Consider the following 13,718-nt stretch of genomic DNA (forward strand, 5'->3'; position numbering starts at 1 on the left):
ATTGTTTGACGGTGACTGATGTCATCGCGTCTTTCCCTCGCCAGTCGTATCAAGCGCCGCGGGCGTCACGGGATTGGACCGACGCAACAGCTCCGCGCTGATTGCCTGCGCGGTCTCACAGGTCAGCTCGGCGAACTTTCCGCGCAGATCGTCCTCGGTGACGCGGAAGATCGGACCGCCGACGCATACCGACGCCACGACGTTGCCCGACGGATCCAACACTGGCGCCGCGACGGACAGCACGCCCATTTCACGTTCCTGCAAGTTGAGCGCATAGCCGTCGCGACGGATGTCGAACATGGCCTCGTGCAGCTCGGCTGCGGTGGTGAGCGTTGCCGGCGTGTAGCGCGGCATCTCGAGCTGATCGATGATCCGGTCTCCGACGCCGCTCGGCAGGAACGCGAGTACGACCTTGCCTTGGCTGGTCGCGTGCAACGGAATGAGCTGGCCCACCTCGCCGTACATCTGCACCGAATGCGACGACGTCAACACAATCAGATAAGCCAGCTGCAACCCCTCCCGAACGGCGAGAAACACCGTTTCGGTGGTCTTGTCGCGCAGCTGTGCCAGCAGCGGCCGCCCGATCTCTTCGAGGGCCGCATGGTCGACCCGGTCGCCCACGAGCACTCGCATCTGCGGGCCAGGGATGTACTTGCCCGCCTCGTTCTGTACGGCGAATCCGCGGTCACAGAGGACTCGCAGCAGGCGGTGCGCGGTCGGGGTGGTCAGGTTCGTCGCAGCGGCGACCTCGCTCGCGGTCGCCCCAGGATTCAGCGATACCTCGGTCAGAACATCGAGCACACGGTAGGCGCTCTGCGCTCCCGAGACCTCCATAATATGGATCTCCAATTCATAATGTGGATGTGACGTAGACCATAATGGCCCCCGACACATGCGTCAAGACACAAAGGACGGGCACCCACGGCGGGTGCCCGTCCTTTTCTGGCGGTGACTCTGCGTCCAGGGCGTTGAAGTGCGGGTGGCACGCGCCGCTGCCGCAGGATGAATCGATCAATCAGTCAGGCAAATGCCTCGACTCCCCTTTTCAGCCCGGCCGTCCGGTTCCCAGCGGTGGCAACGCGGCGGTGAAGAAGTCGTGGCATGCCTCCACCGCCGGCTTCAGCTCAGGAATGCTGCTCGCGCTCACGTCGCCCCGCATCTTGGAGGTGTCGATGAGCGGATCAGTTGCGGTGGCCGGGTTGGGGAAGTCGGGCACGCCGTGCTCACGCACGCATTGCGCGAATTTGAGTGCCGCGTCCTGCTGCGCGGGAGTGCGTCCGGCGTCGGTTGACCAGCCCGACGGCTGCAGGTTCGCGCATGCGCCGACCGCGTTCTGCCACGTGGCTTTCGACACCGAGACGCCCCCGTAGGGGAATTGACCGTCCGCGTTGGGGTTTGGGAAGTCCGCAACGCCGTTGGCTCGCATGCACTCGGAGTACTTCACCGCCCGCTCTTGGCTGTCGGGTTCGGCGAGGGCCTGGGCGGCGATGGCCACACCGGCAGAGCCGATCAAGGCGGCCATGGCGAGCGTGACGAGCGGTCGGCGGGTATGTGCTGAGTTGTGGTTTGTCATGGCAGCCAGTCAAGGCCTGACGGTGTTGCCGGCGCGTATGCGATTTTCGATATGCCGACGATATGCGGCAGCTCGTAGCTTGGAGAGCATGCGTGTGTTGGTGGTCGAGGACGAGCCCTACATGGCGACGGCCATCCGCGATGGCTTGCGCCTGGAGGCGATCGCCGCCGACATCGCCGGTGACGGGGACACCGCGCTGGAGTTGTTGAGCATCAACACCTACGACATCGCCGTCCTCGACCGTGACATCCCCGGGCCCTCTGGCGACGAGATCGCCCAACGGATCGTCGCATCCGGCAGCGGGATGCCGATTCTGATGCTGACCGCCGCGGACCGGCTCGACGACAAGGCTTCGGGGTTCGAACTCGGCGCCGACGACTATCTGACCAAACCGTTCGAATTGCGCGAGCTCGTGCTGCGCCTACGGGCACTCGACCGCAGGCGCGTCCAGCGCAGGCCGCCGGTTCGAGAAGTCGCGGGGCTGCGGCTGGATCCGTTCCGCCGGGAGGTCTACCGCGACGGCCGATATGTGGCACTCACCCGCAAGCAGTTCGCGGTCCTCGAGGTTCTCGTCGCCGCCGAAGGTGGTGTCGTGAGCGCCGAAGAGCTCCTGGAGCGGGCGTGGGACGAGAACGCAGACCCGTTCACCAATGCCGTGCGCATCACGGTTTCCGCGTTGCGCAAACGCCTGGGCGAACCCTGGCTCATCACCACCGTGCCCGGTGTCGGCTACCGCATCGACACCGCCGCCGATTCCGGATGTGAGGGACGAAACCGTGGATAGAGCACCAGGATTGAGCCTTCGCCTCAAACTCACCCTGAGCTACGCCGGATTCCTCATGCTCGCCGGTGCCCTGCTGCTGGCAGCCGTCTGGGTGTTTCTGCTGCGCTATGTGCCGGACCGGATGATGATCATCCCGGGCAGCACCGACATCACCTTTCCCAATGATGTGTTTCCCATCCGGTCCAGGCTCCTACATGTTTTCGCGCCGAGAGCCGCCGTCGTGATGGCGTTCCTGCTGGTGTTCGGTCTGGTGGGCGGGTGGCTGCTGGCCGGCCGGATGCTCGCGCCCCTGACGCGCATCACGGCCGCCACCCGCATGGCGTCGAAAGGGTCACTGTCGCACCGGATCCGGTTGCCGGGCCGCCGAGATGAGCTGAGAGAACTCGCCGACGCCTTCGACACCATGCTCGAACGGCTCGAAGCACACGTCGCCGAACAACAGAGATTCGCCGCCAACGCCTCCCACGAGTTGCGCACCCCGCTGGCCATCACGCAGACGCTGCTCGACGTGGCCCGCAAGGACCGCAACCGCGACACCGGTGAACTGCTCGAACGCCTTCACGTCGTCAACACGCGCGCCATCGACCTCACCGAAGCCCTGCTACTGCTCAGCCGCGCGGATCAACGGTCCTTCGCTCATGAACGCGTCGACCTGTCCCTGGTCGCCGAAGAGGCAACGGAAACTCTTCTGCCGCTGGCAGAAAAACATGGTGTCGCCCTGGAGATCTCGGGCGACGTGGCGCCGACCACGGGCTCAGCCGCGCTGCTGCGCCAGATGACGACGAACCTGGTGCACAACGCGATCGTTCACAACCTGTCCGACGACGGCGCCGCATGGGTCAGCACCAGTGTTCGCCCCGACGGCGTGGTTCTCACGGTCGAGAACACCGGCGAAAAGCTCACGCCACAACTGGTTTCCACCCTTGTCGAGCCGTTTCAGCGCGGCTCGGAACGCGTCCGTACGCATCATGCGGGCGTGGGACTCGGCCTGGCGATCGTCGACAGCATCGTGCGGGCGCACGACGGAACGCTCGCCCTCGCGCCCCGTCCCGCGGGCGGGCTGTGCATCACGGTGCGATTGCCCGCGCACGCGGTTGGATGAGTCTTCACGACGGTGCGGCCGTCTCGATCGGCACGCCGGACCGCCGGGCACGCCAGATCCCGGCTCTGACAATGGCACCACCGAACACGCGCCACATCCATGGCGACTGGGCGCCACAGGCGCATGGCACCACCGTCACTCCCCAGGCGTGATCGCCACTGCGTGCGTGAACTTCACCGAGAGCATCGTTCTCGCATGCGGTCAGCACCGCTCTGCCCGATCGGTAACTGTGTTTGAAAACACCCTGCTCGGACCGGAATTTGGCCCAATCACCGAGTGGGATACCAACAGCTGTCGGCCCAGGCGCCTACCATTTCTCCGGCACGCCTTGTCGACGAGAGGACTCTTCGCGTTCGGTCCTTCCCGCAGTCGGGCCTGATGGAAAGGATCAGCAGTGAGCTACAACGCTGCAGACATCACCGAACTCGACGATGTCCAGCACACCCGCCTGCGCCCGGCGGTGAACCTGGGCCTCGACGTGCTCAACACCGCGCTGCGCGAGCTGGTGGACAACGCGATCGAAGAGGTCGCCGATCCCAGCCACGGCGGGTCCACCGTCACCATCACGCTGCACGCCGACGGCTCGGTCAGCGTGGCCGATGACGGTCGCGGCCTTCCCGTCGACTCCGACCCGGCGACCGGCAAGAACGGCATCGTCAAGACGCTCGGCACCGCGCGGGCCGGCGGCAAGTTCTCCGCTCATGCCGACGCGGCCAGCACCGGTGCCGGTCTGAACGGGATCGGCGCCGCGGCAGCGGTGTTCATCTCCGCGCGGACCGATGTGACGGTACGCCGGGCCGGCAAGACCTACGTGCAGAGTTTCGGCCGTGGCTACCCCGGGACGTTCGAGGGCAAGGAGTTCGATCCGGAGGCGCCGTTCACCCGAGCCGACACGCAGAAGCTGCGCGGTGCCGGCAATCGCAAGCCGGACGCGCACGGCACCACGGTGCGCATCCTGTTCGACGCGACCGTGGTGCCGGATTCCACCGTCGACGTCGGGGAGGTGCTGCTGCGGGCGCACGCCGCCGCGCGGATGTCCCCCGGCGTGCAGCTGGTCGTCGTCGACGAAGGTTGGCCCGGTGACCCCGTTCCAGCCGCGCTGCTCGAGCCGTTCAACGGCCCCTGGGGCACCGACACCTTGCTGGACCTGATGTGCACCGCCGCGGGCACTCCCCTTCCCGAGGTGCGGGCAGCCGTCGAAGGTCGTGGCGAATACACCACCGGCCGTGGGCCGACCCCGTTCCGCTGGTCGCTGACTGCGGGCCCGGCCGAACCGGCGACGGTTTCCGCGTTCTGCAACACCGTCCGCACCCCGGGCGGCGGATCTCACCTGACGGCCGCGATGAAGGGACTGTCCGAGGCGCTGGCCGACCGCGCGTCCCGGATCCGGGATCTGGGTCTGGCAAAGGGCGAGGACGGCCCGGAGCCACAGGATTTCGCCTCCGTCACCGCACTGGCCGTGGACACCCGCGCCCCCGACGTCGCATGGGATTCGCAGGCCAAGACCGCGGTGTCGTCGCGGTCGCTGAATGTGGCGATGGCCCCCGACGTTGCGCGCAGCGTCACCATCTGGGCGGCCAACCCCGCCAACGGCGACGCGGTGACCCTGTGGACCAAGCTGGCGCTGGAATCGGCCCGCGCGCGACGCAGCGCCGAGGGTGCCAAGGCCCGGTCCCGTGCCGCGTCGAAAGCCAAAGGGCTCGGGACGAATCTGTCTCTTCCGCCGAAGCTGCTGCCCAGCCGGGAGACCGGCCGCGGCTCGGGCGCCGAATTGTTCTTGTGCGAGGGTGATTCCGCGCTCGGCACGATCAAGGCGGCGCGCGACGCCACGTTCCAGGCGGCGTTCCCGCTGAAAGGCAAGCCGCCCAACGTCTACGGATTCACCGTGAGCAAGGCACGCGTCAAGGACGAGTTCGATGCGATCGAACGCATCCTGGGCTGCGGCGTGCGTGATCACTGCGACCCCGAGTTGTGCCGGTACGACCGCATCCTGTTCGCCTCCGACGCCGACCCCGACGGCGGCAACATCAACTCCAGCCTCATCTCGATGTTCCTGGACTTCTACCGCCCGCTCGTCGAGGCCGGCATGGTGTACGTGACACTGCCGCCGCTGTTCGTGGTCAAGGACGGCAACGAGCGGATCTACTGCCAGGACGAGTCCGAGCGCGACGCCGCGGTGGCCCAGTTGAAAGCAACCTCCAAACGCAAGGTCGAGGTGCAGCGCAACAAGGGCCTCGGCGAAATGGACGCCGACGACTTCTGGAACACCGTGCTGGATCCCCAGCGCCGCACGGTGATTCGGGTGAACCTCGACGACGGTGAAGCCAAGCTGCACCACACATTGTTCGGTGGGCCGCCGGAAGGCAGGCGCACGTGGATGGCCGATGTCGCATCCCGTGTCGATACCTCCGCGCTGGACCTGACCTAGGAAGAAGCACCGTGACCGCGACCTTGGACATTCCGGAACAGAACCCGGATCTGGTGCTCGACCAGAGTGCCGACGACTACTGGAACCACTACCAGCTGACCTTCGCGCTCTACAGCGTCAGCGACCGCGCCATCCCGTCGGCGTTCGACGGGCTCAAACCGGGTCAGCGTCGGTTGCTGTATCAAATGCACGAGTCCGGGCTCCAACCCGGGAACAAGCCGCAGAAGTCCTCGAAGATCTGCTCTGCCGTCACCGGCAATCTGCATCCGCACGGCGGTGCGTCTATGTACGGGGCGGCGGCGCTCATGGCGGCCGAGTTCCAGCGAGTGAAAGTCATTGACGGACAAGGTGCGTTCCCCCGCATCCAAGGTGACATCCCGGCCGCGGACCGCTACACCGAGATGCGGCTGTCGGCCCCCGGCGCCGCGCTGACCGCCGAACTCAACGACCACGCGGTCCCGATGGTGCAGACGTTCGACGGCGAATGGACCGAGCCGACCATGTTGCCTGCGCAATGGCCGGTGCTTCTGTGCAACGGTGCCGTCGGGATCGCCGAGGGCTGGGCCACCAAGGTGCCCGCGCACAATCCGCGTGAGGTCATGGCGGCCTGCCGGGCGCTGCTGAAAACCCCGAACATGACCGACGACCGGCTGGTGAAGCTCATTCCGGGCCCCGACTGGGGCTGCGGGGCCACCGTGGTCGGCACGGCCGGACTGCGCGAGTACATCACCACCGGCCGGGGTCAGCTCACCGTGCGCGGCACGGTCTCCGTCGACGGCAAGAACTGCATAATCACCGAGTTGCCACCCGGAGTCGCGAGCAACACTGTGCAGGACCGGATCCGGGCACTGGTCGAATCCGGCGAGCTGTCCGGTGTCGCGGACATGTCGGACCTGACCGACCGTCGCAACGGCCTGCGCATCGTGGTCACCGCCAAACGTGGGCACAGCGCCGAGACCATCCGCGAGCAACTGCTGGCGCTCACCCCGCTGGAGTCGACGTTCGCGGCGAGCCTGGTGGCACTCGATGAGGACCGGGTACCGCGCTGGTGGAACGTTCGTGAGCTGATCGGCGCATTCCTGCATCTGCGCGATTCCGTGGTGCTGCACCGCAGCGAGTACCGGCTCGAAAAAGTCACCGCACGCAGGCATCTGGTGGCCGGCCTGATGAAGATCCATCTCGACATCGATGCTGCCGTCGCGATCATCCGAGCGTCCGACACCGTCGACGACGCCCGCAGGGGCCTGCAGGAACGGTTCGAGATCGACGAAGAGCGGGCCAATTACGTTCTGGCACTCCAACTTCGAAGGCTCACCAAGCTCGACGTGATCGAGCTGCAGGCCGAAGCGGAGAAGTTGGACGCCGAGTTCGCGGAGCTCACCGAGCTGGTGACCAATCCCGATGCACGGCGGGTGGTGATCGACAAGGAGCTGGTGGAGACCGCAAAGCTGTTCAAAGGCCCCGAATTCGACCGCCGCACCGTGCTGGACTTCGAGGCCACACCCGTGTCGGCCGGCGCGGACGACGACGGGCCACGCGAGCGGAAGGTCAACGCCGCCTGGCGCCTCGACGACCGCGGTGTCTTCTCCGACAGCCACGGTGACCTGCTCACCTCAGGTTTGGGCTGGGCCGTGTGGACCGACGGCCGGGTCAAGTTCACCACCGGCAACGGTCTGCCGTTCAAGATCCGCGACATTCCGGTGGCACCCGACATCACCGGGCTGCTGCGCTCCGGCGTGCTGACCGAGGGCTACCACCTGGCGCTGGTGACGCGTCGCGGGAAGATCCTGCGGATCGACCCCGCCGCGGTGAACCCGCAAGGTGTCGCCGGTAACGGCGTGGCAGGCGTGAAGCTCGCCGCCGACGGCGATGAAGTGATTGCCGCGCTGCCGGTTTCATGCGCCAACGGCGAGGCGATCCTGTCGTTGTCAGAGAAGAGCTGGAAGGTCACCGAAGTCGCGGATATCCCCGTCAAGGGCCGCGGCGGCGCCGGCGTCGGATTTCATCCCTTCGTCAAGGGCGAGGATGCCCTCCTGGCGGCGTCGATCTCGGCGACGGGTTATGTGCGCGGCAGGAAGGCCGTGCGCGCCGAGAAGCGCGCGAAGGCCTCCGTGAAGGGATCGGGTAGCGACGTGTCAGCTGCGCCGGCGGACTAGTTCATCCATCAGGCGGCCGAAGCACCCTCCCACTCCGGTGTGCTGAAAGGCACTGTAGGACAGAGTCACATCCCGTACGGCAGCGATTAGTGCTGTCCACCGTCAGGCCGCGGTCACGGCGTTGTCCAGATCCGGCAACGGACGAGTGCAGATTTCGTGCGCTTCGTCGGCGGACAGTCCGAACAACCGGAGCACGTCCTCAGTCACTTTGTCGGCAGCTGCGGCGTCGTCGCGGTCTGGCTCGTCCTGCAACAGCTTGCCCAGACCCATCAGTGCGCCCCCGGCGACCGACAGCGCCAACCGCGCGTCATCGACTTCGAACCGTCCGGCCGCCGCGGCCGCGGTGATATCGCGCAATGCGCGGGGCGCGAGTCCACGATCCGATGACATCAAGGTGAGCGCATTGGCCAGCAGGATGCGGCTCTCCTGCGGACGGCGGCGAAACAGCCGGCCGGTGAGCCGGAAGCTGCAAGCGAAGGTTTCGGCCGGATCCTCGATCGACTCTGTGAGCTGATCCAGCAGCGCGCCATGCGCGTCGAGGACGTCCTCGACGGCGGCGTCGAAGAGCTCTTCTTTGGTCTTGAAGTGGTTGTAGAAGGATCCCATGCCGACATCGGCTGCCTGGGTGATCTCCAGCACCGGCACATTGAGCGTGCCCGCGGCGATGAAGCCTTGCGCGGCCCGGACCAACGCACTGCGGGTGCGCTGTTTGCGCCTTTCCAACCGGTTGACGGGCTCGTCGCTCACGCCACCACCGTAGCAGAACCAGTCAGTTCTGATGGAATCGTCATAAATAATTGACTGACGATTGGATCGTATGTGATGATTTCGTCAGTTAGAAAGGAGGTCGGCATGAACGACCTGATGGGAGCCCATAACGGGCTACACAGCGAACAGGGCGGCCGCAAGGGTGAGCATCCGGGCCGCTCCCGCAATCCGGTGATCAAGGTGCACGATCTCGCATGGCTGGAGTTCAGCAAGCCAGACCTGACGCGCGCGGAAGCCTTCGCCAGCACGTTCGGGTTCGCCACGGTGCTACGCACCGATCAAGAGCTGCATCTGCGCGGCACCGACGCCGGCACACCGTGTGTCATCATCCGCCGCGGCGCCCGCACGCGTTTCCTCGGCGCCGCCTTCAAGGCCGCCGATGAGGCCGACGTGCTGCGTCTGGCGAAGGCAACCGGCGCGCACACCCGGCCGTTACCCGAAACGATCGGAGGGGTGGCGGTCGACCTGGTCGACCCGAGCGGTACCCCGGTGCGTGTCGTCGCGGGCACCCATGAGCTCGCGGCGCTGCCGGCGCAGGCGACGCACGCCTTCAACTTCGGCCACGAACTGCATCGCGTCAATGCCCCTCAGTGCCCACCTCGTGAGCCCGCCAAGGTGCAGCGGCTCGGGCATGTGGTCCTGCAATCCACGAAGTACGTCGAGGCGCTGGACTGGTACCTCAACAACCTCGGCATGATCGTCAGCGACTTCCTGTACTTCCCCGGTCAGCGCAACCGCGGGCCGACGATGAGCTTCATCCGCTGCGACCGCGGCACGACACCGGCTGACCACCACACCCTGGCGATGGCCCTCGGCCCGGCGAACCGTTACGTTCACTCGGCCTACCAGGTCTGCGATCTCGACGCGCTGGCCGCCGGCGGCGAATACCTCAAGGCCCGCGGCTACAACCGGTCCTGGGGCATCGGCCGTCACATCCAGGGCAGCCAAATCTTCGACTATTGGCGCGACCCCGACGGTTTCCTGGTCGAGCACTTCGCCGACGGCGACATGTTCGACAACACCTTGGAGCCCGGCTGGGCCCCGTTCACCGCGTCCGGGCTGGCCCAGTGGGGGCCACCCGCGAGCGCGGATTTCCTCGGCACCAACCCCAGAGCGCTTCCCCACGAAGCGCGTTCGATGTTCGACGCGCTGCGCGCCGACAACGAATTCTCTATCAACCGCCTCATCGGCCTTCTGAAAGTAGCCAACTCATGACCACTTCTGTCCTGCGCACCACCGACGCCTGGTGGGTTCAAACCCCCACCGGCGCAGCCAAAATTGCCACTGCGGCAACCACCACCGGTGAGCTGTTGGCTGACCGGGCCGCCATCGATGCCGCCGCGCACAGCGGGGACGTCATCGCAGTCGACTCCCTCGAATTGCTCTCCCCGGTGACCGCGCCGTGCCGTGTGGTTGCGCAGATGACCAACTTCGCCTCCCATGTCAAGGACTCCGGCATGGATCCCAAGACCATCCCGCTGACTTTCTTCCGAAAGACCTCCGGGTCTATCAGCGGCCCCTTGGACGACATCGTCAAGCCGCAACACGTCAAGTTCTTGGACTACGAGGTGGAGATCGGCCTGGTGATCGCCCGAGAGATCCCGGTCGGCACCGAGATCACCGAGGCCAACTTGGCCGAGTACATTGCCGGACTCGTTGTCACCAACGATGTTTCGGCCCGCGACATCCAGTTGCCGCAGACCCAGTTCTACGAGGCCAAGTCCTATCCCACGTTCACCCCGGTCGGCCCGGCGCTGGTCCTGCTGGACGCCGACGAACTCAAGCGGTTCGGCGACCTGCGGCTGCAATTGCGCGTCAGCGGTGAGGTGCGCCAGAACGCGCTTGTCGACGGCGACATGATCTACCAGCCCGTGTATGCGTTGCAGTCGTTGACGCGGTTTCAGCGGTTGGACGCCGGCGACCTGGTCATGACGGGAACTCCGGTGGGCACCGCGCTGAGCGCCCCGCCGAAACCGATCGAGATCATCGGCTCGCTACTGCCACCGGCGCTCAAGTGGAAGGCCTTCTTCAACCGCCAGGCGAACAATCCGAAGTACCTGCAGCATGGCGATGTCGTGGAGGTGTCGGTGGCCACCGACGACGGTGCCATCGACCTCGGTATCCAGCGCACCGCGGTGAGGTTCGCATGAACGATCTGCTGTGGAACCGTTGTAGCGGCCCGGCCGACCTGGCCGTCATCGAGTCGATCCCGCTGGCTGAGCGTGGCCGTCCCGAATCGACGTACTGGGACATCAAAGGTGCGGCCATGACGGGCACATCGTCAACATTGCTCTCGGCCGCCGCCGACCGCAAGCCAGTTGTCGGTTGCCCCCTGTTGAGGACATCCCATGCCTGATCCTGATGTGGAATCCGTGCCGGTCATCGTCGTCGGCGCCGGTCCGACTGGCGTAACCGTCGCCACTTTGCTTGCCGACTATGGCATTTCGTGCCTGGTCCTGGACCGCTGGGAGGGCGTGTATCCGCAACCGCGCGCGGTGCACCTCGACGACGAGATCAACCGGATCGTCGCCCGGCTCGGCGTCGCCGAGGAGTTCGCGGCGATTTCGCGGCCGGCGCTGGGCTTGCAGTTGCTCGACCAGAATCTGCGCGTGCTGGCGCAGTTCGACCGCGACGTAACCGAGAGCAGGCACGGCTTCCCGCAAGCGAATATGTTCGACCAACCCGAGTTCGAAGCGCTGCTGCGCGCCAACCTGGAGAAGCGTTCGTGCGTGCATATCCGGGGCAACGCCGAGGTCACCGACATCACCCAGCACCCCGGTCGCGTCCGGTTGACCTTCACCGATCGTCTCACCGGTGAGGACCACATCATCGACACCACATATGTGCTCGGCTGCGACGGCGCCAACAGCGTGGTGCGAAGCTCGATCGGCGCCACGATGGACGACCTGCGGTTCGAGCAGCGCTGGCTGGTGGCCGACGTCATCACCGCCGCGGAACTGAACCAGTGGGACGGCGTGCATCAAGTGTGCAACCCCGTCCGGGCCGCCACCTACATGCGGATCGGACCGGCCCGTTACCGCTGGGAGTTTCGGCTGCTGCCTGGTGAAACCGCCGACGACTACAACACACTCGAAACCCTTCGCGGCCTGATTGCACCGTGGGTCAACGACATTCCCAACGATGAACTCGAGTTGGTGCGGGTGGCCGAGTACACCTTCCGCGCCCAGATCGCCAACCGGTGGCGTGATCGCAATGTGTTCCTTCTCGGGGACGCCGCGCATTTGACACCGCCGTTCATCGGTCAAGGTATGGGCGCGGGGATTCGCGACGCGATGAACCTGGCCTGGAAGCTGGCCGGCGTCCTTTCCGGAGACTTCCCGGCCAGCCTGTTGGATTCCTACGAGCAGGAGCGCAAACTTCACGCGCGCATCATGATTGGTCTCGCACTGGGCATGGGGTGGGCCATGACTGCGGGTGGGCGCGCCGGCAACCTGCTGCGGCGGGCCATCGCTCCGCGGTTGCACCTGATCCCCGGGATACGCGACAGGCTGGTCAACAGCAAGACACCGGCACTGCGCAGTTCCGCGTTGGTGATCAAGGGCCGCGGGCCTCGGCAGTTGGCAGGCACGTTGTGCCCCAATCCCATTCTGGCGGACGGCAGTCGTCTCGACTCCGAACTCGGGGACCGATTCGCCCTCATCACAACCGCGCGTCCGCCTGCCTTCCAACACGAATTGCTCGAGGAGCGAGGTGCCGTCGTGCACATCGCAGAACCCGGCAGCGAGCTTGCGCGCTGGCTACGTCGCGGACGCGCCACCGCTGCGATCGTCAGGCCCGATCGGACGGTGATGTGCGCCGGGCGAGAACTGAGCGCCCTGTGCGCTGTCGCGCCCCACTTCGTTCCGCGATCCCCGGCCGATCAGGAGACACAATGACCGAGCGCGCTCGCGACCTTCGGTTGCAGACGCTGACCGTAGAGCAGGACGGGCGCGTCCTCACGGTCCGCGTGGTCGCACCGCCCTACAACTTCATGACCGAGCAGATGCACCGCGACTTCGACGCACTGACCCGCGTCGTCGACGACGACGAAACCGTCGGCGCGGTCGTCGTCACAGGTGGCGTGGAGAAGCGCTACATCACCCACTTCGATATCGCGGACATTCTCGCGGCCGCGCGACGCAGCGAACGACCTCTGTCTGAGCGCACACTGCGAACGGTGGCACGCGGCGTCGACGTGCTGAGCACACTGCCGGGCGGTCAAGAGGCACTGGAACAGTCACCGTTGACCGGGCTCCTCGGTGTTAACAGGTTCGCCAATCTGGTGCTGCGGATCATGCGCTCACCCGCGGTCTACATCGCGGCAATCGGCGGGCCGTGCGGCGGTGGCGGATTGGAGATGTCGGTGGCCTTCGACGTGCGCCTTGCCGCCGATGACGACGCCGTCGGCTTCGTATTGCCTGAGCTGCTCATCGGGCTCACCACCACCGTCGGCGGACAGCGTCTGGCTCAGTTGATCGGACCTGACCGCGCATTGGAGATGCTGCTCGAAGGCAGAATGTACTCGCGGCAGGAAGCGTTGGAGATGGGACTGATTCGTCGCTTGGTGCCACCCGAAGAGCTACTCACCGAAGCCCAGTCACTCGGTGCGCGCTATGCGAAACGCAACCGCGACACCGTCGCGGTCCAGAAGCGCATCTTCAACGAGGACTATCTGCTGTCCCCGGCCGAAAGCCTGCGCCGCGAAAGCGCAGCCAACGTGGCGGGCATTCTGTCGGGATCCGCACCCCACGCCATGAGCGCGTGGGTAGACATGCAGCAGAAGGGAACTGGTGACTCGGTTTTCCTCACCGACCTCGAATGCTGGGTCCAAGGTGACGTCGTCGATCTCAACGCCTCCGGCGCCTGACACCAGTTCGGCAGCCATGATCAGGCCCGACCGGACCGTC

At 65.9% G+C, this 13,718-nt stretch carries 12 protein-coding genes; 9 read left to right on the forward strand and 3 right to left on the reverse strand.

Annotation, left to right across the window (positions count from 1 at the left end):
• Nucleotides 1-21: 21 nt before the first annotated feature.
• On the reverse strand, nucleotides 22-834 hold the full coding sequence (locus G6N67_RS08430; RefSeq protein WP_051578732.1) for an IclR family transcriptional regulator: 813 nt from the start codon (nucleotides 832-834) through the stop codon (nucleotides 22-24).
• Nucleotides 835-1,045: 211 nt separating this feature from the next.
• Nucleotides 1,046-1,573, reverse strand: a complete 528-nt coding sequence (locus G6N67_RS08435; protein WP_131524683.1) for a hypothetical protein — start codon at nucleotides 1,571-1,573, stop codon at nucleotides 1,046-1,048.
• Between the two features lie 88 nt (nucleotides 1,574-1,661).
• Here G6N67_RS08435 and G6N67_RS08440 point away from each other — a divergent pair, with 88 nt between their 5' ends.
• The 4 genes from G6N67_RS08440 to G6N67_RS08455 all read left to right on the forward strand — a co-directional run bounded on the left by G6N67_RS08440 (nucleotide 1,662) and on the right by G6N67_RS08455 (nucleotide 8,043).
• Nucleotides 1,662-2,357, forward strand: a complete 696-nt coding sequence (locus tag G6N67_RS08440; RefSeq protein ID WP_036432957.1) for a response regulator transcription factor — start codon at nucleotides 1,662-1,664, stop codon at nucleotides 2,355-2,357.
• On the forward strand, nucleotides 2,350-3,459 hold the full coding sequence (locus G6N67_RS08445; protein WP_036432956.1) for a sensor histidine kinase: 1,110 nt from the start codon (nucleotides 2,350-2,352) through the stop codon (nucleotides 3,457-3,459). Before G6N67_RS08440 ends, G6N67_RS08445 begins: the two co-directional genes overlap by 8 nt.
• A 394-nt stretch (nucleotides 3,460-3,853) precedes the next feature.
• On the forward strand, nucleotides 3,854-5,887 hold the full coding sequence (locus G6N67_RS08450; RefSeq protein ID WP_036432952.1) for a toprim domain-containing protein: 2,034 nt from the start codon (nucleotides 3,854-3,856) through the stop codon (nucleotides 5,885-5,887).
• Between the two features lie 11 nt (nucleotides 5,888-5,898).
• Complete coding sequence (locus G6N67_RS08455) at nucleotides 5,899-8,043, forward strand: DNA gyrase subunit A (RefSeq protein WP_036432950.1); 2,145 nt, start codon at nucleotides 5,899-5,901, stop codon at nucleotides 8,041-8,043.
• 102 nt (nucleotides 8,044-8,145) lie between these two features.
• Here the strand turns inward: G6N67_RS08455 and G6N67_RS08460 are convergent, their stop codons facing one another.
• Nucleotides 8,146-8,790 carry a TetR/AcrR family transcriptional regulator gene (locus G6N67_RS08460; RefSeq protein ID WP_036432948.1) on the reverse strand — a complete coding sequence of 215 codons (645 nt, stop codon included), beginning with the start codon at nucleotides 8,788-8,790 and terminating at the stop codon, nucleotides 8,146-8,148.
• Nucleotides 8,791-8,895: 105 nt separating this feature from the next.
• Between G6N67_RS08460 and G6N67_RS08465 the strand changes: the two genes are divergently transcribed.
• From G6N67_RS08465 to G6N67_RS08485, 5 genes are read left to right on the forward strand one after another with little or no spacing between them, the layout of a single operon-like run.
• Nucleotides 8,896-10,026 (forward strand): VOC family protein, encoded by a 1,131-nt coding sequence (locus G6N67_RS08465; RefSeq protein WP_036432946.1) that lies wholly within the window; start codon nucleotides 8,896-8,898, stop codon nucleotides 10,024-10,026.
• Nucleotides 10,023-10,961: a fumarylacetoacetate hydrolase family protein gene (locus G6N67_RS08470; protein ID WP_036432945.1), complete on the forward strand. Its 939-nt coding sequence runs from the start codon at nucleotides 10,023-10,025 to the stop codon at nucleotides 10,959-10,961. Before G6N67_RS08465 ends, G6N67_RS08470 begins: the two co-directional genes overlap by 4 nt.
• Nucleotides 10,958-11,167, forward strand: coding sequence for a hypothetical protein (locus G6N67_RS08475; RefSeq protein WP_036432943.1), 210 nt, complete (start codon nucleotides 10,958-10,960; stop codon nucleotides 11,165-11,167). Before G6N67_RS08470 ends, G6N67_RS08475 begins: the two co-directional genes overlap by 4 nt.
• Nucleotides 11,160-12,707 carry a bifunctional 3-(3-hydroxy-phenyl)propionate/3-hydroxycinnamic acid hydroxylase MhpA gene (gene mhpA, locus G6N67_RS08480; RefSeq protein ID WP_036432940.1) on the forward strand — a complete coding sequence of 516 codons (1,548 nt, stop codon included), beginning with the start codon at nucleotides 11,160-11,162 and terminating at the stop codon, nucleotides 12,705-12,707. The genes G6N67_RS08475 and mhpA overlap by 8 nt, the downstream gene beginning before the upstream one ends.
• Nucleotides 12,704-13,678 (forward strand): enoyl-CoA hydratase/isomerase family protein, encoded by a 975-nt coding sequence (locus G6N67_RS08485; RefSeq protein ID WP_051578730.1) that lies wholly within the window; start codon nucleotides 12,704-12,706, stop codon nucleotides 13,676-13,678. Before mhpA ends, G6N67_RS08485 begins: the two co-directional genes overlap by 4 nt.
• The last annotated feature ends 40 nt before the right edge of the window (nucleotides 13,679-13,718 follow it).

Source organism: Mycolicibacterium mageritense, assembly GCF_010727475.1.
Classification (GTDB): domain Bacteria; phylum Actinomycetota; class Actinomycetes; order Mycobacteriales; family Mycobacteriaceae; genus Mycobacterium; species Mycobacterium mageritense.